Here is a 20,327-nt window from a genome sequence, read left to right as displayed (position 1 = left end):
GTGGCAAGCACGGCCCGAATAAATTCTATAGGAGATCGCTATGACTGAAGCCATTACACTCTGGTTTGAAAATTTATTTGTAGGCTTTCCACCCTGGATCGCGGTATTTGTGCTGAGTATGGTACCGGTCATCGAGCTTAAAGGCGCGATCCCCATCGGCGTAGCTGCGGGCATGCCCTTATGGGAGGCATTTTCATTTGCGGTGATCGGCTCTACGCTGCCAGCGTTTCTGATCATTCTTCTGATCCGCCCGGTGCTCAAATGGATGAAGACGACGAAATATTTCCGCAAATTTGCCCACTGGCTGGAGCGTCGCTCGCAAAAAAAGAGCAAGAACATCCAAAAGTATAAGCTCTGGGGACTATTTCTGTTTGTTGCTATACCGCTGCCCACCACTGGGGTGTGGATGGGCTCGCTGATCGCCGCATTGATGGATATCCGCCTGCGCAGCGCCGTGCCCATCATCTTTTTGGGCAATTTGGTAGCCGGTGGGCTGATCCTGCTGCTCAGCCACGGCATCTTTGGATGAGCGGCGCAAACGTTGACGGATGATGTTATATATGGTAGAATACATACGAAAAATTAATATTCGTCCTTATCCAGAGCGGTGGAGGGAATGGGCCCGATGAAACCCGGCAACCGGTTTATAACAAACAAGGTGCTAAATCCCACAGCATGGCGATGCTGAAAGATGAGGATGTCGTTCATAAACAAACGGCCTCCCCAAAGCGGGAGGTTTTTTGATGGAATGGACTCCATAAGGGCGAATGCTTTTAAGAAGGAGTGGCGAATATGGCAAAACGTTTTTTTACCAGTGAATCTGTAACGGAGGGGCATCCCGATAAGCTGTGCGACCAGGTATCCGATGCGATTTTGGACGCGATATTGGAGCAGGACCCCGTCGCACGGGTCGCCTGTGAAACGGCGGCGACCACGGGCATGGTGCTGGTGATGGGCGAGATTACGACTAGCGCCCAGGTCAATATTCCGGACATCGTGCGCCAGGTGGTGTGCGATATCGGCTATGACCGGGCCAAGTACGGCTTTGACGGCAATACCTGCTCGGTAATGGTCGCGCTGGACCGCCAGAGCGGCGATATCGCCATGGGCGTAAACAACGCGCTGGAGACCCGGGAGGGCGATGGTTGCGATATCGGCGCGGGGGACCAGGGGATGATGTTCGGCTATGCCTGTGACGAAACGCCGGAGCTGATGCCGCTGCCTATCGCTTTGGCCCATAGGCTCAGCCGGCGGTTGACCCAGGTGCGCCGGGAGGACATCGTGCCACACCTGCGGCCGGATGGCAAAAGCCAGGTAACAGTGGAGTACGAAGGGGACAAGCCCGTGCGGGTAGATACGGTTGTGGTTTCCACCCAGCATGGCGAACAGATCACCCAGGCCGAACTGCGGGAGATGATCATCGAGCGGGTGATCAAGCCCGTCATCCCGGCGGATATGCTGGATGAGAATACCAAGTTCCTGGTCAACCCCACGGGGCAGTTCATCATCGGCGGACCGCAGGGAGATTCGGGACTGACGGGGAGAAAGATCATCGTGGATACCTACGGCGGTTACGCCCCTCATGGCGGCGGCGCCTTTTCGGGCAAGGACCCCACCAAGGTGGATCGCTCTGCAGCTTACGCGGCCCGCTATGTGGCCAAAAACGTGGTGGCGGCGGGGCTTGCCAGGCGCTGCGAACTGGAGCTGGCCTACGCCATCGGCGTGGCCCGGCCGGTATCGGTCATGGTGGATACGGATGGCACCGGCGCTTTGCCGGATGAACTGCTGGCCAAGATCATCGGCGAGGTGTTTGATTTAAGGCCGGCTGCGATCATCGAAAAGCTGGATCTCCGCAAGCCTATCTACCGCCAGGTTGCGGCCTACGGCCATATGGGCAGGACGGACCTGGATCTGAGCTGGGAGCGGACGGACCGGGTGGAAGCCCTTAAGGCCGCCGCGCAGAAGTATCTGGATTAAACGAAATAGGGCGATAGCCCGCCGCCGCTTTGCGCAGTTGCGCAAAAACGGGGCGGGCTATTATAATATGAGCATGGAAGTTAAAGAGATAAGGTGGCGCGTGCATGGCTGAACTTGAGGGCATGGTAGCGGAGATCGTCTACCGGAATGAAGATAACGGCTTTACCGTAATGGAGGTGGCCTGCGGGCAGGAGTCCGTCACGGCGGTGGGAAGCATCGCCTTTCTCCAGCAGGGGGAGCAGGTGCACCTCTGGGGCGACTGGGTGGAGCACCCGGAGTATGGCCGACAGATGAAGGTGACGCGCTATGAGGCGGTGCTGCCCAGCACGGAGGAGGGCATCAAGCGCTATCTGGCCTCGGGACAGATCGATGGGATCGGCCCGGCAACGGCGGAGGCCATCGTACAAAAGTTCGGGATGGATACCCTGCAGATCATGCAATTTGCCCCCCAGCGGCTGATGGAAGTCAGCGGTATCGGCAAGGTCAAGTGCGCGCAGATCGCCGAGAGTTTTGCCCAAAGCCAGGAGGCCAGGGGCGTTTTGGTGTTTTTGCAGAGCTATGGCGTCAGCGCGCTGTTTGCCCAGCGGATCTATAAGACCTATGGCGTGGGCGCGGTGGAGATGATCCGCCAGAACCCTTACCGGCTGGTACAGGATATCGAGGGCATTGGCTTTAAGTCGGCCGATCGCATCGCCCTGTCGATGGGGATCGAGGCGGACAATCCTTTCCGCCTGCAGGCGGGTATAACCTATATCCTAAGCGCGGAAGCGGGGGAGAATGGGCATGTGTACCTGCCCGCGGAGTGGGCGCAGCAGCGCGCCGCGGCGCTGCTGCAGGTGGACTTGGCGCTGGTGGAGAACGCCTTTATGCAGCTGGTCATCTCCGGCAGCATCATCTTGGAAGATGTCGCGGGTGAGCAGGCCGCCTACCTGCCGGCGCTCTACACCGCGGAGAGTGAAACGGCACAGCGCCTCTGGGATTTGGCGCAGGGGGATGGACAGGCGCCCTTGATGGAGATGGACAGACTGGAGGAGGAATTGCAGCGTCTGGAGCGCGAGCAGGGCTTTGCCTTTGCTCCGGCGCAAAAAGAGGCGGTAGCCCTGTGCCTGCGGCATCGGGTAGCGGTGATCACCGGTGGCCCGGGCACGGGCAAGACGACGATCATCCGCAGCATCGTGACCCTGTTGGAAGGGCTGTCCTTCGAAGTGGCGCTGGCGGCGCCTACGGGCCGGGCGGCCAAACGGATGAGCGAGGCCACCGGGCACGACGCCAGTACCCTGCACCGGCTGCTGGAGTATGGCCAGGGCGGCGGGGAGGAAGGGTTCCAGCGCAACGAGGAAATGCCGCTGGAGCAGGATGTGCTGATCGTAGACGAGGTATCCATGATGGATATCTCCCTGGCGTACCGGCTGATGCGGGCTCTGCCCCAGGGCAGCCGCCTGATCCTGGTGGGAGATGTCGACCAGCTGCCTTCCGTTGGCCCGGGCAATTTTCTGCGGGATGTGCTGCAGTGCGGCAGAATTCCCAGCATCCGGCTGCACGATATCTACCGCCAGAACGACAGCAGCATGATCGTTATCAATGCCCACCGCATCAATGAGGGCGAGATGCCCCAGTTTAATGCGCCGGAGGGCGGGTTTTTTATCGAGCGGCGCGGCGATATGGCCGAGGCTGTGGCCTCGGTGGTGGCGCTGAATACCACGCGCATCCCCAAACACTTTGGCTTTGACCCGCTGCGCCAGGTGCAGGTGCTCACGCCCATGCGCAAAGGCGTGGCGGGTACGATCAACCTAAACGCCCGCCTGCAGGAGGCGCTCAATCCCCCCGCCCCCGGCAAGGCCGAGCGCAGGGCTGGCGGGCAGATCTTGCGCGTGGGGGATAAGATCATGCAGATCAAAAACAATTATCAGCTCGAATGGGTGCGCGCAGGCGCAGGCGGCCAGGGCATTGAGCATGGCGAGGGCGTGTTCAACGGCGACATGGGGGAGCTGGTGGCGCTGGACGACGATGAACTGCTGGCCACTGTCCGCTTTGACGACGAGCGCGTGGCGCTTTACGAATATAACCAGCTGGACGAGCTGGAACTGGCCTATGCCATCTCCGTGCATAAATCCCAGGGCAGCGAGTTTCCCGCGGTGATACTGCCCCTGGTGGCCACGACCCCGCTGCTGATGACCCGCAACCTACTTTATACCGCGGTGACCCGCGCGCGGGAGTTGGTGGTGATCGTCGGCCGGGAATGGGTGGTGGGCAATATGATCGGGAACAACCGCATTGTACAGCGCTACTCCGGCCTGCTGCCCCGGTTGAACCGGCTGTATGAGGAACTGCCATGAGCATGAACGATATACGCATGGCTCTGCGCCAGGGCGGAGAGGCATTTTTGGACCTGCTCTTTCCTGAGGATGGGCTGTGCGTGCACTGCCATGGAGAAAGCGCCACGGAGCAGGGATTATGCCCGGCGTGCGCGCAACATCTTTTTCCTTCCGCGCCGCCGAAGTGTGAGAGGTGCGGCAGGCCTTTGAAAAATGAGGGACCCCTATGCGGCGCCTGCCAAAAGAGCTTACCGCCCTTTGCGGGCGCAGCAGCTCCCTTTTTATATCGGGGGCTGGCGGGCGAGATGGTGCGGGAGATGAAGTATCACGAGAAAAAGCGTTACGCCAATTTTTTGGGCGATGCCATGGCCCGTTGCCTGCAGGCGTTGGAGGGACCCAGGCCGGATGTGCTGGTTCCGGTACCGCTGCACCGCAGCCGCATGCGGGAGCGGGGGTATAATCAAGCCCAATGGCTGGCGGCCAGGGTAAGCTTGCACTGCGGCGCGCCGGTGCTGCCCAATGCGCTGACCCGCGTGCGAGAGACCGATAAGCAGACCCGTCTGGAAACCCGGGCAAGGGAGAAAAACGTACACGATGCTTTTGCCGTGCGCAAGTCCCGCGCTGTTCGGGGGAAATGCGTGTGGCTGATCGACGATGTGCTGACCACGGGAGCGACGGCGCGCAACTGCGCCAGGGCTTTGCTGGCGGGCGGGGCTGCACAGGTTTGGGTTTTGACGGCCACTACGGTGGCCTGGCGCCCGGAAACGGGCAGGCTGGAGGACTGGGAGGAAGCCTAAAAAAGATTTTTATTGCTTTTTGCAAACTTTGAGTGTATACTAAGTCCAATGGTTACAATTTAACGTGTCTGTGGTTGAAAGTCGATGCCAGTCGCAGGCGAAACGATCCACGTAAGTCGGGCAAAGTCCCGGTGAGCATGGTGCGGCTTAGAAGTAAGTCCGTCCAGAAGTCATTCTGAGAAAAGTAGTAGTGGGGGGGCCGATGCCCTAGTAGCGAACCTTTCAGGCGGCGAGTGTGGGGTCAAAGACCAGGTCAGGCGAAGAATTGTACCTAAATTATTTTCATTTTGCGGGGGGATTACTTCCATGTTTCAGGACAAAACGTTAATTTGCAAGGACTGTGGCGCTGAATTTGTTTTCACCGCCGGTGAACAAGAGTTCTACGCGGAGAAGGGTTTCCAGAATGAGCCCGTTCGTTGCAAGAGCTGCCGTGATGCTCGCAAGAATGCGCGCAACTCCCGGCCGCGGGAAATGTACGAGACCGTGTGTGCCGCCTGTGGCGCGCCCACCCAGGTTCCCTTCATTCCCAAGAATGACAAGCCGATCTATTGTGACGCCTGCTTCCAGGCTCGCCGCTAATCCCCAACGCAAAGTAAGACTTTTCGTTTCAGGATAATGTATTGGCAAATCCCCAGGGCATACGCCCTGGGGATTTTTCTATTTGTCCAGCGCCGCAGATGGAGAAAAGGGAAAGTGATGGAGGATATATCCTGCATGAAAATCCTGCAAAACGGGGATACAAAGAAAGAGTGTATTTCTTTTGCAAAACACAAAATATTTCCTTCAATTTGCATCAGCATTGCATTAATTCGCAGGCTGGATATGGAAAAATTATACACAGATAGAAAACCCTAAAATAGGATTATGCACAGATTTATCCACATTATCCACAGGGCCTGAAGGATGTTTAGGGGACCTTCTCCTGCCGAAGGAGTTGTAAAATATTTGCAAGTAAGGGGCACTATCCCTTTCATACCCTATATGTTTTAAAAGAAAGTTAACACCTTGTTCTTAAAATCAGGCAGGGTTTAGGCTAAAACAATCGAATATATTAAATAACAACGCTAAGTTCTGAGAGGAGGAACTCAAGATGCGTACAATGTTAACAGGGAAAAACATGACGGTGTCCGATGCGCTGAAAGGGCGCCTGGACAAAAAGCTCCACAAGCTTGACCGCTATTTTGATCAGGATGACGTGATCGCCCACGCGGTCATGTCGGTGGAAAAGAACCGCCACATTCTTGAGATAACCATCCCCTATGAAGGGATCGTATTGCGGGCCCAAGCCGCTAACGAGGATATGTACAGCTCCATCGATGAGGCGGCCGATAAACTGGACCGGCAGATCCGCCGTCAGCGCACCCGTATTGAAAAACGTATGCGCTCGGGCGCCTTCCGTTTCGACGCGCAGGAAGAGGCGCCGGAAGCAGCGCCGATGCTGGTTCGAACCAAGCGCTTTGCCGTCAAACCCATGGATGTGGAAGAGGCCATGATGCAGATGGATCTGCTGGGGCACGACTTTTTCGTCTTCTCCAACGCCGATTCGGGCGAGGTAAATGTGCTTTACAAACGCCGCGATGGGAACTTCGGGTTGATCGAACCGGATTATGCGGCGGATGATGAGGCGGAATAACGCGAAAAAAGGTGAATATCGTATGTTTTGGCGCCCCCGGTGATAGCCGGGGGCGCCCTTTTGGGTTGATCATGCCGCATGCTTGCAGGGCGGAGATAATAATGATAAAATAAGCCCAGGCTATTGCCATAGAAGAAAGGAATTACCAGATATGGATTGGTTTAGAAAGCTGCTGGGCGGCAGCAATGACAAAGAAATCAAAAAGCTGAACCGGATCGTAGAGCAGGTCGACGCTTTTGAGCCGCAGATAAAGGCCAAGACGGACAGCGAACTGCGGGATATGACCCGCTCTTTCAAAGCGCGCCTGGGCGCGGGAGAGGGGCTGGACGACCTGCTGCCCGAGGCCTTCGCTGTGGTTCGGGAGGCGGCCGTACGCACGGTGGGCATGCGGCATTTCGGCGTGCAGCTGATCGGCGGTATCGTATTGCATCAGGGCCGCATCGCTGAGATGCGTACCGGTGAGGGTAAGACGCTGGTGGCCACCCTGCCGGCCTATTTAAACGCTCTGGAGGGCAAAGGCGTGCATATCGTCACGGTCAACGATTACCTGGCGCGCTATCACAGCGAGTGGATGGGCAAGATCTTCCGCTTTTTGGGGATGAGCGTGGGGCTGATCACCCACGATATGGAGCCGGCCCAGCGCCAGCAGGCTTACGCGGCGGACATCACCTACGGTACCAATAATGAGTTTGGTTTTGACTACCTGCGGGATAACATGGTCATCCGCAAGGAAAACATGGTGCAGCGGGAACTGCATTTCGCCATCGTCGACGAGGTGGACTCCATCCTCATTGATGAAGCGCGCACGCCGCTGATCATCTCCGGCCAGGGAGATAAGTCTACCGAGATGTACACGCTGGTGGACCGGTTCGTGGCCCGGCTGAAAAACGAGCAGGACTATACCGTGGATGAGAAGCTGCGTACCGTCAACCTGACCGATGAGGGCGTGTCCAAAGCGGAGCAGCAATTCAATGTAGAAAACCTTTCGGATATCGCCAATACGGAGCTGAACCACCATATCAACCAGGCTTTAAAGGCCCATGCCATCATGAAGCGGGATAAGGATTATGTGGTGCAAAACGGCGAGGTCATCATCGTGGATGAGTTTACCGGCCGTTTGATGACCGGGCGGCGCTACAGCGAGGGGCTGCACCAGGCCATTGAGGCCAAGGAGCACGTAACGGTGGCGCGCGAGAGCAAGACGCTGGCCACTATCACCTTCCAGAATTACTTTAGAATGTACCAGAAACTCTCCGGTATGACGGGTACCGCCAAGACCGAGGAGGAGGAGTTCCAGGGTATTTACGGGCTGGATGTCGTGACCATTCCCACCAATAAGCCCATGATCCGCGAGGATCTGAACGACGTGATCTATACCACGAAAAAAGGCAAGTACAACGCCGTGATCGCGGCCATCCAGGAGAAGCATGCGACCGGCCAGCCGGTGCTGGTGGGTACGGTTTCGGTGGAGGTCTCCGAGCTGCTCAGCGAAATGCTTAAGCGCAAGGGCGTGCCCCATACGGTACTCAACGCCAAATACCACGCCAAAGAGGCCGAGATCGTAGCCCAGGCTGGACAGGTGGGCGCGGTGACCATCGCCACCAACATGGCCGGCCGTGGTACCGATATTCTTCTGGGCGGCAACCCGGAGTTTTTGACCCGGCAGGAAATGCGCCAGATGGAGTTGGACGATCACCTGATCGAAGAGGCCATGGGCCATAACGATACGGATGATGAGGAAGTGCTGCGCGCGCGCAAAATCTATAACGACTTGATGGCCAAACATAAAAAGGTCACCGATGAGGAGCATAAAAAGGTCGTCGCCTGCGGCGGGTTGCATATCATCGGCACTGAGCGGCATGAGAGCCGGCGTATCGACAATCAGCTACGCGGCCGCGCCGGCCGGCAGGGCGACCCGGGCTCTTCCCGCTTTTATATCGCGCTGGAAGACGACATCATGCGCCTGTTCGGCTCGGAGAAGATCATGCCCATGGTGGATAAGCTGGGCGTGGAGGAGGATCAGCCCATCGAATATGGGCTGCTGAGCAAGCAGATCGAATCAGCCCAGAAACGGGTGGAGGCCAATAACTTTGATACCCGTAAGCACGTGCTGCAATATGACGATGTGATGAACCAGCAGCGCGAGGTGATCTATGGCCAGCGGCGCAAGGTGCTGATGGGTGAGAATATCAAAGATTCCATGCTGGAGATGCTGGATCAGCTGATCTCGGATGTGGTGGATGTTTACTGCACCGACGCGGAGTGGGAGCTGGAGCCCATGCGCGCACACTTTGAACGGGTGTTCCTGCCCCGAGGGGCCAACCTGGAGCTGCCCGAGGACGCGCAGGACCGCATGGCCAAAGAAGAACTGGTGGAGAAGATACAAAAACTGTCCCGGCATTACTATGAGCTGAAAGAGGCGGATATCACCGAGCATGGCGTGGACATGCGCGAGCTCGAGCGCGTGGTGCTGCTGCGCGTGGTGGATCAAAAGTGGATGGATCACATCGACGCGATGGATCAGCTGCGCCAGGGCATCGGCCTGCGCGCCATCGGCCAGCGCGACCCGGTGGTGGAGTACAAGTTCGAGGGTTACGATATGTTCGAGCAGATGATCGCCTCCATACGGGAGGATGCGATCTCCATGCTCTTTAGGGTCAACGTGGAGCGGGTGCCCCAGCGCGAGCAGGTGGCAAAGCCCACGGTGGCCTCCCACGGGGATGATGAACCCGCGGCCAAGCAGCCCGCCAAGACTGACAAAAAAGTGGGCCGCAACGATCCGTGCCCCTGCGGCAGCGGTAAAAAATACAAGCATTGCCACGGCCGTAACCTTTAAAAGCGCCGGGTACTTTGCATTTGGGAGTTGAGAAAATATGATTCTGGAATTGGATAATGACCGGCAGGAGCTAGCCAAGATCAGGCAGATGATTAAAGAGGCAGGTGACTCACTTTGACCTGGCCCAGATAGAGGCGCAGCTGGAGAAACTGGAAGGGCAGATGACCGCGGACGGCTTTTGGGACGACGTGGAGCATGCCAATAAGGTCTCTCAGCAGGTCAAAGGCTTAAAGGATGATGTGGCCGCCTACAGGTCCCTGGTGGCGGCGGCGGACGATATCGAAACCATGATCGAGCTTTCGGATGAGGAGCAGGATGCCTCCATGCTGGAGGAGATCACCTCTGAGATGCAGACCCTGCGCGAGCGGGTGGAAAAGATGCAGCTGCAGGCGCTGCTCTCCGGCAGCTATGACGCCAATGACGCGATTTTGTCTCTTCACGCGGGTGCGGGCGGGACGGAAGCGCAGGACTGGTGCAGCATGCTGTTTCGTATGTACACCCGCTATTGCGAGCGCAAGGGTTACACGGTCAAGGTGTTGGATATGCTGGACGGGGATGAGGCCGGCATCAAGAGCGTGACGATGGAGATACAGGGCCGTTACGCTTACGGCTATCTAAAGGCGGAAAAGGGGGTGCACCGTCTGGTGCGCATCTCGCCTTTTGATTCTTCTGCCCGGCGGCATACCTCCTTCGCCTCGTTGGATGTTTCTCCGGTGATCGAGGCTAATGAGGGGGATATCGAGATCAACCCCGAGGATCTGAAGGTGGATACCTATCGCTCGTCCGGCGCGGGCGGCCAGCACGTCAATAAGACCGAGTCGGCCATCCGCATCACCCATATCCCCACGGGTATCGTGGTGGCTTGCCAGAACGAGCGCAGCCAGATCCAGAACCGGGAGACGGCCATGCGCATGCTGCGCTCCAAACTGATGGAGCTGCGCGAGCGCGAGCGGATGGAGCAGATGGCCGAGATCAAGGGCGAGATGAAGAAGATCGAATGGGGCAGCCAGATCCGCTCTTACGTCTTCCAGCCCTATACCATGGTGAAAGATCACCGCACGGGCGCCGAGGTGGGCAATGTGGACGCGGTGATGGATGGGGAGCTGGATATATTTATCCAAAGTTACCTCAAGATGCTGTAATGCGGCAAGGATTGACGGGGGAACCGTAAAAAAGTATAATGTAGCAAGTGTTTGCTATATGCCTATCGCTCTTTTGGGCGGGCTATTTTGCGGCGGGGCTTTTTTCCGCCGCCTCGAAAGAGGATGCCTCATGACGGTTGAAAATGCTGAAGAACGGCGCAGGCTGTTGCAGGAAAGGCGGCAGTTCGCGCTGGAATATAGCAAAGAGCGCAAACGGCCATATGATAAGGTCAAGCGGGTATGCGATATTATCGGGTCTTTTGTGTTGCTGATTTTCTTTGTTATCGTTCTGCCCATCTTCGCGCTGTGCATTAAACTGGATTCGCGCGGCCCGGTCTTTTTCGTGCAGGAACGGGTGGGCAAGGATATGCGCCTGTTCCGCATGTACAAGTTCCGCACCATGGTGTATGACGCCGAGCAGCGTGCGGCGGAAGTAAAGCAGAGCAAGGATTGCAAAAACGAATTTATCCAGCATGAGAACGACCCGCGGGTCACCCGGGTAGGCGCGGTGCTGCGCCGGTTCAGCCTGGATGAGTTGCCGCAGCTGTTCAATATCATTAAAGGCGAGATGAGCCTGGTGGGGCCGCGCCCGTTCATCATCGAAGAAACGCTGATGTGCAGGCCGGAGCACCTGCGCCGCCATACCGTGCGCCCCGGGATGAGCGGCTATGCACAGGTAAACGGACGCAATGATTTGACCCTGGAAGAAAGAATGGAAAAGGACCTTTATTATGTGGACCATATGGGCTTTTGGATGGATGTGGGCATCATGATAAAGACTTTCTTTGCGATCTTCTCCAAAAAAGGAGCCTATTAGGCCCGCGTAAAAGAGGCGCATTTGATCATGCACAAGTTAAAAACTATCTTGGCGGGGCTGCTTTGCGCCCTGCTGATCACAGCTGGCTGCCAGACCGTGCAGCCGGAACCTTCGGCTTCTCCTACTCCGGAGGCGACTCCGGAAATCGTGCTGGAGCCTAAAGTGACCCAGACGCCGGAGCCGACGGCGGAACCGCTCAACCTTTCTACCACGACGGGGTTGCCGACCACGCTTGATTACCGCCCGGTGGAGGTAATGGTGGAGAATTCGCCGGAAGCGCGTCCGCAGTCCGGCTTTAATCAGGCGGATGTGATCTACGAAGCCTATGTAGAGGGGCAGATCACCCGGTTCATGCTGGTGTATGCGACCCAGCTTCCGCCCGAAAAGGTGGGGCCGGTGCGCAGCGCGCGCATCTACTACCTGGACTTGGCCCAGGAATGGGACGGTATCTACACCCATTTCGGCGGAGCTAACGACCCCAATGCCTCCAACGTCTATAAGAAGTTTAAGCAGATCACCCTGCGCGGGCATTTAGATGGCATGACGGAGAAAAATTATTTCTGGCGGGATTCCTCGCGAAAGAGCCCACATAACGCCTATGTCAATATCAGCGAGGTGACGAACCTGTACGGAAATGGCGTAAAGATGCCGCAGACGCCGCGGCAGTTTGCCAATTTCCGCGGGGGGAGCGATGCGCCTTTGGCGGGCGAGAGCGTACAGACCTTGACGCTGCCCTACAGCTCGTTTAACAAGGTCATCTACACTTATAATGCGGATACCGGGCTTTACAGCCGCGCAATCGGCAATAAGCCCTTTACCGATAAGGAAACCGGCAAGCAGTGCACTGCGGCCAATATCATCGTGCAGTATGCCAAGCATGGCAGCTATAACGATAAGGCCGGGCACATCAGCATCGGCCTTGTGGGTTCGGGCAATGCGGAATATTATTGCGATGGCGTAATGCGCAAGGGTACCTGGGAAAAGACCAGCGAAACGGCCCAGACGGTGTTTAAGGACGAAGATGGCAAGGTCATCACCCTGGCGCCGGGCAATACCTATGTGCAGATCGTGCCCACCAATTTTAAGGTGACCCGCGGCTAACGCGGAGAACATAAAAAAGCCCCAAGGGGCTTTTTTTGTAAACGGGGAGGAAGGGCCGGATGTGGATAGACGCCACTGTGCCGATGGAAAACGGCATGCCGGTTTGGCCGGGCGATGAGCCGTTTTGTATGGCGATTGAACAAACCGCGCAGGTAGCCGGTGCGGTATCCACTCAAAGCCGTTTTGGGCAGGGCACGCATTGCGGTACGCATATCGACGCGCCCTTTCACTACGATCCTGCCGGCGCGCGGGTAGATGCGTTTGACGCGCAGGTGCTGGTGGGCCCGGCTTACGTTCTGGATCTCACCGGTCAGCTTACAGGCCATATACGCACGCAGGATGTGCAGGGCCGGTTCCCGGAAGGCTGCAAACGGTTGCTGATCAAAACGGATAATTCTAAATGGCTGGGGTCTGGTGGCTTTCGCAGCGACTTTATCGCGCTGGAGCCCGAAGCGGCCGCCTACCTTGCGCGTCAAGGCATCCAGCTTTTGGGGATAGACGCTTTTTCCATCGGGCCGATGGGGCGGATAGGGGATCAGACCCACCGCGCATTTTTAAAAGGCCGCCTGGCTGTGGCGCTGGAAACCGTGCCGCTGCGGGAGGTGCGTTCTGGGGCGATACAACTGATCTGTGCGCCACTAAAGCTGGCGGGGGCTGAGGCCGCGCCTGCGCGCGTGTGGATCTGGCAGGAGGAGGGATAAGCTTGGAGACCTTGAAGAAGATAGGACCGGCCCTGTTGGGCTGCGTGTTTGCGCTCTCCTGGTTGTTGATCGTACTGCTTACTTCCGTGGAGTGGACGGCCTTTGACCGGAACTTTTATGCGGATCAATATCAAAAGGGCGGGCAGGCCGCGTCCATCGGCATCAGCGAAGAGGCGCTGATGGAGGTGACCGACGGGTTGCTGGAATACCTGCGTGGGGAGCGGGAGGCGCTGGACATGCAGGCGGAGATCATGGGCGAGGTGCGCCCGGTCTTTAACGAGCGGGAGCGCGCCCATATGGTCGATGTGCAGGTGCTCTTTGTCAATGGCTTCCGCTTAAGAGGGATCGCCCTGGCGGTGGCGGCAGGTAGCCTGGCGGCGCTCATTGCGTTGCGGCGGAAAAAGGCGATACCCATTCTGGGCCGGTGCTGCTTTTGGGCTACCGTGGCGCTGGGGGCGCTGCTGGCCGCTTTGGGAATTGCGCTGGCCATCGACTTTAACGGTGTGTTTACCCAGTTCCATCTGTTGTTTTTCAATAATGATCTGTGGATACTGGACCCGCGCACGGATATTCTGATTCAAATGGTGCCCCAAGCCTTTTTTGTGGCGACGGCTACCCGCATTGTGATCACGCTGGCCATCGGTCTTGTGGTGACTGCGGCGCTGGGCTTTTGGGCCATGCGCGCTAAAGTATTTCGTAAAGAGGTTAAATAAAGTATGAGTTATATGGAGCGGGCGCGCAGAAAGCTGCCGGCCATTATGCAAAAAGAAAACGTGAACATCTTAGCGCTGGAGTCCTCCTGTGATGAGACGGCGGCAGCTGTCATTCAAAATGGGCGCACGATCCTGAGCAATGTGATCGACAGCCAGATCGCGCTGCACCAGCCCTATGGCGGCGTGGTGCCGGAGATCGCCTCCCGCCAGCACGTGCTCGCCATGGAGCGGGTGATCGCGGCGGCGCTGCAGGAAGCGGGGTTGGATTTTGATGGGCTGGACGCGGTTTCGGTTGCCTATGGGCCGGGACTGGTGGGGGCCTTGCTGGTATCCGTTTCGGCGGCAAAGGCCATCGCCTTTGCGCACGACCTGCCGCTGATCGGCGTGCACCACATCGAAGGGCATATCAGCGCCAACTATCTGGCCCATCCCGATCTGAGCGCGCCCTTTGTCTGCCTGGTGGCCTCGGGCGGACACAGTCACTTGGTGAAGGTAACTAAGGGCGGTATCCTTACGCTGGGCGCCACGCGGGACGACGCCGTGGGCGAGGCTTTTGATAAGGTCGCCCGGGCGTTGGGATTAGGTTATCCCGGTGGGCCGCTGATCGATAAGATCGCCAAAGAAGGCAATCCGGATGCCTTTCACTTTCCCCGGGTTATGATGGAAGAGGATAACGACGACTTCAGCTTTAGCGGGCTGAAAACAGCGGTCATCAATTTTTTGCATAACCTGAGCCAAAAAGGCGAGCAGCCGGATGTGGCCGACCTGGCGGCCTCCTTCCAAAAGGCTGCGGTAGAGGTGCTGGTCGCCAAGACCATCCGCGCGGCAAAACGCGAGGGGATCGGGATCGTGGCGCTGGCAGGCGGCGTGGCCAGTAACTCCCTTTTGCGCGAAACGCTGCAACATGCGGCGCTGGCAAATGGACTGCGCGCGGTTTATCCGCCGCCGGTGCTGTGCACCGATAACGCGGCCATGGGGGGCTGCGCTGCATACCCGCACCTGATGCGGGGGGAACTAATGGATATGACGCTCAACGCCGTACCGGATCTGCAATTAGCCGAACGGCTCGGCAATGACTAACGCGCACACAAGGCAGTGTGCCATGAGGCAGACACTGTGCAGATGGCTATAGGGGCTGATAAAAGGGCGGGTTTGATTCGCAACAAGGGCTACATCGGCTTAATTGTTAGATTTGCGCTAAATGACAAAGTCTGGGGTTGAAAAACTTAAGTTGGCGTAATAAACGATTTGCCTTCTTTAACTACTAACAATTATAGATAAAAAGCCGGAGCATTTTGCTCAGGCTTTTTTCAATACGGTTGTTTGGAGAGGGACATCTACGTACTTACCAGTAACAATAACTAAGCGATCCCATTTCCAACTGTTGTTTCTAATGCGGCGGCCGATCGAACAACCCTTTTAAATATAGTGCTGCTTAGAGAACATTCCACAGAGCCCAATCCTTAACCCTTTTTTACTACTTTATTGTGCAATCAGTAGCCATTTTTTAGGAAGCCACACGATGCGCGCAGGGCCAAGCAATGGCCGCCGGAACAAAGCCCCAATTATGCGAATAGGGACACGTGTAATGAAAAAGATTTTAAAAAGTAGCAAAACATAACCATAATCATGTATAATAGAACGAGCGCATAAAAGCACACTTTATTTGGTATACGCAAAAAATAGTATGCCATCGTGTCAAACCCTGGGTTAAATGTGAATAGGGTAGAAAGAGCCTATTTGCATTGGAGGGGGATTGGCATGGGAAAGCGGTTAACAAAAAAAGCCTTTATCGCGCTGGGCCTCAGCGTTTTTCTACTGGCGGTAACGGCGGTATCCATCGCCTTATCCGATAGCGCACGCAGCGCTATCGGCTTAAATTTGGGCAAGACCATCGTACTGGATGCGGGTCATGGCGGTTTTGACGGTGGAGCCGTGGGGATCGACGGTGTGGTGGAAGCGCAGCTCAATCTCCAGATCGCCCTGAAGGTGCAGGCTAAATTTGAAAGCGCGGGCTGGAAAGTCGTACAGACCCGGACGGCGGACGAAGGCCTGGGCGGGGACGGCAAGGGAACCGATAAGCAAAAGGATATGCGCGCCCGAGCGCAGATCATTAAGGATACGAAGCCGGACATCATGGTTTCCATCCATATGAATAAGTACACCTCGGCCTCGGTACGCGGGCCGCAGGTGTTTTACCAAAGCGGCGCTGCAGAGGGCGGCGCTGCGCTGGCCCAGTGCATACAGGACCGGTTGAACGCTTTGATCCCGGACGGGTGGAAAAAGCGCGAAGTCAAATCGGGTGATTTTTACGTGTTAAAGGCGGGCGAGCAACCTTCGGTCATTGTTGAATGCGGCTTTATATCCAACCCGGATGAAAAGGCCATGCTTCAAGATGAACAGTACCAGGATCGGGTCGCCGAGGCGATTTTTAAGGGCGTGCTGGACTCCTTTACAGTGGAAACGGCAAAGGAGATCGGCCGGTAGATCAAACGGAAAGAAGGACCAATAGATTGTACGAGGGAATGGAGGCGCTTTGGCGCGCTGACGGAAAAGAGGGGCTGGCTGAAAGCGAAGTGCGCCAAATGAATGCGCTGGTGTTGGCCTATGTGGGCGATACGGTATATGACTTGATGGTACGCACTTACCTGGCAGAGCATTATGCCGGCTCTGCCCATAAACTGCATCAAATGGCCATTGGCTATGTCAGTGCCCATGCGCAGAGCGATACGCTGCACCGGCTGTTGCCGGAGCTTTCTGAAGAAGAAGCGGCGGTCTACCGCCGGGGGCGCAATACCAAAAGCCCTACCGTGCCTAAAAATGCCGATGTGACGGAGTACCGTGCGGCGACAGGATTGGAGGCGCTGATCGGCTTTTTATATCTTGCGGGGCGGTTTGAGCGGCTTTCGCAGATTGGACAGATGATTTTACAGCCTGGGCAGGAGGACAAGCCTGCAGCGAAGGAGGAATAAGGGATGGCACAGGTCAAACTACATGTGGAGCTGCTGCGCTATACAAAGGATGCGGACGAGATCGTGGCTATGGGGGGGAAGATGTGCTATTCCGCCTCGGATATCGATACCATCGCCCAAGGGGTAGCCACCAAAGACCAGAGCAGGTATATCGAGCGGCTGATGGGGATGGGGCATACCTCGGTGATCGAGCACGCCAGCTTTACTTTCGGCATAGAGGGGGTATCCCGGGCGCTGCTGGCGCAGATCACCCGGCACCGTATCGCCAGCTTTTCCGTCCAGTCCCAGCGGTATGTGGGGCAGCGGCGGGATGAGGGAACCTTTAACTATATCATGCCCCCGCGGATCGCGGCTTTGGGGCCGGAGGCACAGCAGCGGTTTAACGACCAGATGGCTCAGATCCAGAGCTGGTACAACGAATGGGTGGACGCCCTGGGCAATGCGGGCGAACAGAGCAACGAGGACGCGCGCTTTGTGATGCCCAACGCGGCGGAAACCAAGATCATGATGACCATGAATGCGCGGGAGCTGATGCACTTTTTCTCCCTGCGCTGTTGCAATCGCGCGCAGTGGGAGATCCGAGAGCTGGCGTGGCAGATGCTGGAAAAGTGTATGGAGGTTGCACCGCGGTTATTTGCAAACGCCGGGCCGGGGTGTGTGCGCGGCGCCTGCCCGGAGGGTAAAAAGTCTTGCGGACAAGCGGGGCAGGTTTGCCTTCGTCAGGCGGCGCTTCGAGATAAAAACAACGCGTAAAGCGATTGAGAAAGTGGGATTAGCAGATGGCTGATTATAAGAACAGGGCGGGCGGCCGCCGGGAATATGGGGCTGCGCCTGGCAGGCGTACAGAGCGGCGCGGGGCGCCGGCCGGCTTTAGGGAGGAGCGCAGGGGCGCCCGGCGCGGTCCGGCAGTCCAAGGAGATGCCCGAAGGCCCCAGACACCACAACATAGGCCTGCACCGGCGCGGCAGACGGAGGCGGAAGTGGAAGAGCGCAGCTTGCCGGAGAATCTGCTGATGGGCCGCAATCCGGTGCGCGAGGCGATTCGTGCGGGCCGCTCCATTGATAAGCTGTTGGTTGCCGATGGGGAGATGGAGGGTTCCGCTCGGGAGCTGCTGCGCATGGCCAAGGAGGTGGGCATCGTCATCCAGCAGGTGGGGCGTGCCCATCTGGATGAACTCTGTATGGGCGGCCGCCATCAGGGCTTTGCAGCCTTTGTAGCGGTGCGGGACTATGTTACTTTGGCCGAGATGTTAGCCGCAGCCCGAGAAAAGGGGGAAGACCCCTTTATCGTAGTGCTGGACGGCGTTGAGGATCCCCATAATTTGGGCTCGATCATGCGCACGGCGGAATGCTGCGGCGCCCATGGCATCGTCATCCCGAAGCGCCGTGCGGTGGGTATGACCCCTATCGTGGCCAAAGCCTCCGCGGGGGCGGTGGAGTATCTGCCGGTGGCCCGTGTGACCAACCTGAATACAGCGCTTGAAGAGCTGAAATCCGCCGGGGTGTGGATCACCGGGGCGGATATGTCGGGCCAGCCTTATTATCAGTGCGATTTCAAAGGCCCCATCGCCCTGGTGGTGGGGGGAGAAGGGCAGGGCATCTCTCAGCTGCTGAAAAAGAACTGCGACTTTGTCGCTTCGATACCGATGAAAGGGAAGATCGAATCCCTCAATGCGTCGGTAGCTGCGGCCGTGCTGATGTGCGAGGCGGCCAGGCAAAGGAGTTTATAATGGCGGGGCGCGGACAGACAATAGAAGAGCTGCTGTTCGTGGATGGATATAATATCCTGGGCGCCTGGCCTGAAACGCCCAGGCTGCAGGGCGTTGGGCTGGATGCCGCTCGGGAGGTATTGATCGAGCGGATCGCGGATCATTGTGGATACCTGGGGCACCCGGTGATCCTGGTGTTTGACGCCCACTTAACGCGGGACCCCGAGCACAGCGAACAATTTGGGGAGCTGGAGGTGGTGTTTACCGCCCCCGGCTGTACGGCGGACCAGTATATCGAACGGCGGGTCGCCCTGCTGCGAGGGAAGGCGAAGGTGCGCGTGGCCTCCAGCGACGCGCTGGTACAGGGCACGATCATGACCTATGGCGGACTGCGGGTGTCCGCACGGGAGTTTTTAGAGGAAATGGAGCACTGCCGGAAGGATAACCTAAAGCGCCAGCACAGCGCGCAGCCAATCAAGGCCCACCTGCTGGACGAGCGGCTTGACCCTGAGCTGCGTTGCCGGCTGGAGCGCCTGCGCCGCCAGGGCCGCGGTTGACGAGGCGGGGATAAAGGCGCTATAATGCTGAATTAGAGCAATATCGCAAGGGAAGGGGCATACATATCCTGAGCCGGTATAACGACATGAAAAGTATATATGAGCAGACGCCGGATGAGCAGTTGGTGCATTATGCCCGCTTGGGCGATAATGATGCGCTGGAATACCTGTTGGAAAAATACAAGAATCTGGTGCGCTCCAAGGTCCGCTCCTACTTTTTGATCGGTGCTGACCGGGACGATATCATGCAAGAGGGCATGATCGGCCTATATAAGGCGATACGGGACTTTAAGCCGGACAAGCAGTCGGGGTTCCGCGCCTTTGCGGAGCTGTGCGTGACCCGGCAGATCATTACCGCTATCAAAACCGCGACCCGGCAAAAGCATATACCCCTGAATTCCTATGTTTCTCTCAACAAACCCATCTATGATGAAGAATCCGACCGGACGCTGATGGATGTCATCTCCGGGGCCAAAGTGACCAATCCGGAGGACATGATCATCAACCAGGAGGATTTTAACCACATCGAAGAGAAGATCGGGGAGCTGCTCAGCGATTTTGAATGGGAGGTGCTTACCGCCTATCTTCAGGGGCGTTCTTATCAGGAGATCGCCGAGAAACTGGACCGGCGGGTCAAGAGCATCGACAATGCGCTGCAGCGGGTGAAAAAGAAGCTGGAGAAATACCTGGAGGAAGAGTAACTTTGTCGCTATTTTCTGCGGGGTTCAAGCGTAAATCGATATTGACAAACAGGGGCTATTTTAGTACAATTAATCTCAGCTTCAGGTTTGTCCATGCGGGTGTAACTCAATGGTAGAGTTCCAGCTTCCCAAGCTGGCTACGTGGGTTCGATTCCCATCACCCGCTCCATTTTTTACCCTGTTGATCTTGCAAATATAATTTGCTGTAAAAAAGATGAATAATTGGGGCTTATAAACATTAAGGAGGAAAAGATCAAATGGCTAAGGCTAAATTTGAGCGGAACAAACCGCACGTAAACATTGGCACGATCGGCCACGTAGACCACGGCAAGACCACGCTGACGGCGGCGATCACA

Annotated in this window: 20 protein-coding genes, 1 tRNA gene and 1 riboswitch; all 21 genes read left to right on the top strand. The window is 57.0% G+C overall.

The genetic code is table 11. From position 1 onward, the window contains the following. Positions 1-40 precede the first annotated feature (40 nt). Positions 41-529, top strand: a complete 489-nt coding sequence (locus H8699_RS00105; protein WP_138295607.1) for a COG2426 family protein — start codon at positions 41-43, stop codon at positions 527-529. A gap of 63 nt (positions 530-592) precedes the next feature. Next, positions 593-698: riboswitch (SAM riboswitch) on the top strand. 94 nt (positions 699-792) lie between these two features. Beyond that, on the top strand, positions 793-1,977 hold the full coding sequence (gene metK, locus H8699_RS00100; protein WP_249283934.1) for a methionine adenosyltransferase: 1,185 nt from the start codon (positions 793-795) through the stop codon (positions 1,975-1,977). 104 nt (positions 1,978-2,081) lie between these two features. Beyond that, positions 2,082-4,313, top strand: coding sequence for an SF1B family DNA helicase RecD2 (gene recD2, locus H8699_RS00095; RefSeq protein WP_249283933.1), 2,232 nt, complete (start codon positions 2,082-2,084; stop codon positions 4,311-4,313). After that, positions 4,310-5,089 (top strand): ComF family protein, encoded by a 780-nt coding sequence (locus H8699_RS00090; protein ID WP_249283932.1) that lies wholly within the window; start codon positions 4,310-4,312, stop codon positions 5,087-5,089. The genes recD2 and H8699_RS00090 overlap by 4 nt, the downstream gene beginning before the upstream one ends. A 306-nt stretch (positions 5,090-5,395) precedes the next feature. Further along, on the top strand, positions 5,396-5,668 hold the full coding sequence (locus H8699_RS00085; protein ID WP_138295611.1) for a zinc-ribbon domain containing protein: 273 nt from the start codon (positions 5,396-5,398) through the stop codon (positions 5,666-5,668). Between the two features lie 511 nt (positions 5,669-6,179). Further along, positions 6,180-6,722, top strand: a complete 543-nt coding sequence (gene hpf, locus H8699_RS00080) for a ribosome hibernation-promoting factor, HPF/YfiA family (protein WP_249283931.1) — start codon at positions 6,180-6,182, stop codon at positions 6,720-6,722. A gap of 151 nt (positions 6,723-6,873) precedes the next feature. Further along, positions 6,874-9,558, top strand: coding sequence for a preprotein translocase subunit SecA (gene secA, locus H8699_RS00075; RefSeq protein WP_249283930.1), 2,685 nt, complete (start codon positions 6,874-6,876; stop codon positions 9,556-9,558). A gap of 37 nt (positions 9,559-9,595) precedes the next feature. Then, a protein-coding gene (gene prfB, locus H8699_RS00070; RefSeq protein WP_249283929.1) for a peptide chain release factor 2 occupies positions 9,596-10,700 on the top strand; the annotation gives its coding sequence in 2 pieces (ribosomal slippage) (positions 9,596-9,673 and positions 9,675-10,700; 1,104 coding nt in all). A 130-nt stretch (positions 10,701-10,830) separates the two neighbouring features. Further along, positions 10,831-11,517 carry a sugar transferase gene (locus H8699_RS00065; protein WP_249283928.1) on the top strand — a complete coding sequence of 229 codons (687 nt, stop codon included), beginning with the start codon at positions 10,831-10,833 and terminating at the stop codon, positions 11,515-11,517. Between the two features lie 27 nt (positions 11,518-11,544). Further along, the gene (locus H8699_RS00060; RefSeq protein ID WP_249283927.1) at positions 11,545-12,618 is read left to right on the top strand and encodes a DUF3048 domain-containing protein; all 1,074 of its coding nucleotides are present in this window, start codon (positions 11,545-11,547) and stop codon (positions 12,616-12,618) included. A 59-nt stretch (positions 12,619-12,677) separates the two neighbouring features. Continuing rightward, positions 12,678-13,319, top strand: a complete 642-nt coding sequence (locus tag H8699_RS00055) for a cyclase family protein (protein ID WP_249283926.1) — start codon at positions 12,678-12,680, stop codon at positions 13,317-13,319. A 2-nt stretch (positions 13,320-13,321) separates the two neighbouring features. Then, positions 13,322-14,032, top strand: a complete 711-nt coding sequence (locus tag H8699_RS00050) for a TIGR01906 family membrane protein (protein ID WP_249283925.1) — start codon at positions 13,322-13,324, stop codon at positions 14,030-14,032. A 12-nt stretch (positions 14,033-14,044) separates the two neighbouring features. Then, positions 14,045-15,112 carry a tRNA (adenosine(37)-N6)-threonylcarbamoyltransferase complex transferase subunit TsaD gene (tsaD, locus tag H8699_RS00045; protein ID WP_249284704.1) on the top strand — a complete coding sequence of 356 codons (1,068 nt, stop codon included), beginning with the start codon at positions 14,045-14,047 and terminating at the stop codon, positions 15,110-15,112. Positions 15,113-15,793: 681 nt separating this feature from the next. Continuing rightward, the gene (locus H8699_RS00040) at positions 15,794-16,519 is read left to right on the top strand and encodes an N-acetylmuramoyl-L-alanine amidase family protein (protein ID WP_249283924.1); all 726 of its coding nucleotides are present in this window, start codon (positions 15,794-15,796) and stop codon (positions 16,517-16,519) included. 38 nt (positions 16,520-16,557) lie between these two features. Beyond that, positions 16,558-17,004, top strand: coding sequence for a Mini-ribonuclease 3 (locus H8699_RS00035; RefSeq protein ID WP_138295641.1), 447 nt, complete (start codon positions 16,558-16,560; stop codon positions 17,002-17,004). A gap of 3 nt (positions 17,005-17,007) precedes the next feature. Next, complete coding sequence (gene thyX / locus H8699_RS00030) at positions 17,008-17,757, top strand: FAD-dependent thymidylate synthase (RefSeq protein ID WP_138295622.1); 750 nt, start codon at positions 17,008-17,010, stop codon at positions 17,755-17,757. A gap of 227 nt (positions 17,758-17,984) precedes the next feature. Then, the gene (gene rlmB, locus H8699_RS00025) at positions 17,985-18,734 is read left to right on the top strand and encodes a 23S rRNA (guanosine(2251)-2'-O)-methyltransferase RlmB (RefSeq protein ID WP_249283923.1); all 750 of its coding nucleotides are present in this window, start codon (positions 17,985-17,987) and stop codon (positions 18,732-18,734) included. Continuing rightward, positions 18,734-19,270 carry an NYN domain-containing protein gene (locus H8699_RS00020; RefSeq protein ID WP_249283922.1) on the top strand — a complete coding sequence of 179 codons (537 nt, stop codon included), beginning with the start codon at positions 18,734-18,736 and terminating at the stop codon, positions 19,268-19,270. The genes rlmB and H8699_RS00020 overlap by 1 nt, the downstream gene beginning before the upstream one ends. Positions 19,271-19,356: 86 nt before the next feature. Further along, the gene (gene sigH, locus H8699_RS00015) at positions 19,357-19,971 is read left to right on the top strand and encodes an RNA polymerase sporulation sigma factor SigH (RefSeq protein ID WP_138295624.1); all 615 of its coding nucleotides are present in this window, start codon (positions 19,357-19,359) and stop codon (positions 19,969-19,971) included. 95 nt (positions 19,972-20,066) lie between these two features. Further along, a tRNA-Gly gene (locus tag H8699_RS00010) sits at positions 20,067-20,140 on the top strand. Positions 20,141-20,228: 88 nt separating this feature from the next. Then, positions 20,229-20,327: GTP-binding protein (locus tag H8699_RS00005; RefSeq protein WP_139283883.1), on the top strand; the 99-nt coding region annotated here is incomplete at its 3' end.

The organism is Luoshenia tenuis (genome assembly GCF_014384745.1).
Taxonomy (GTDB): Bacteria; Bacillota; Clostridia; order Christensenellales.
Note: the sequence above shows the minus strand (reverse complement) of the source record. Positions and strands in the feature narration are given on the sequence as shown.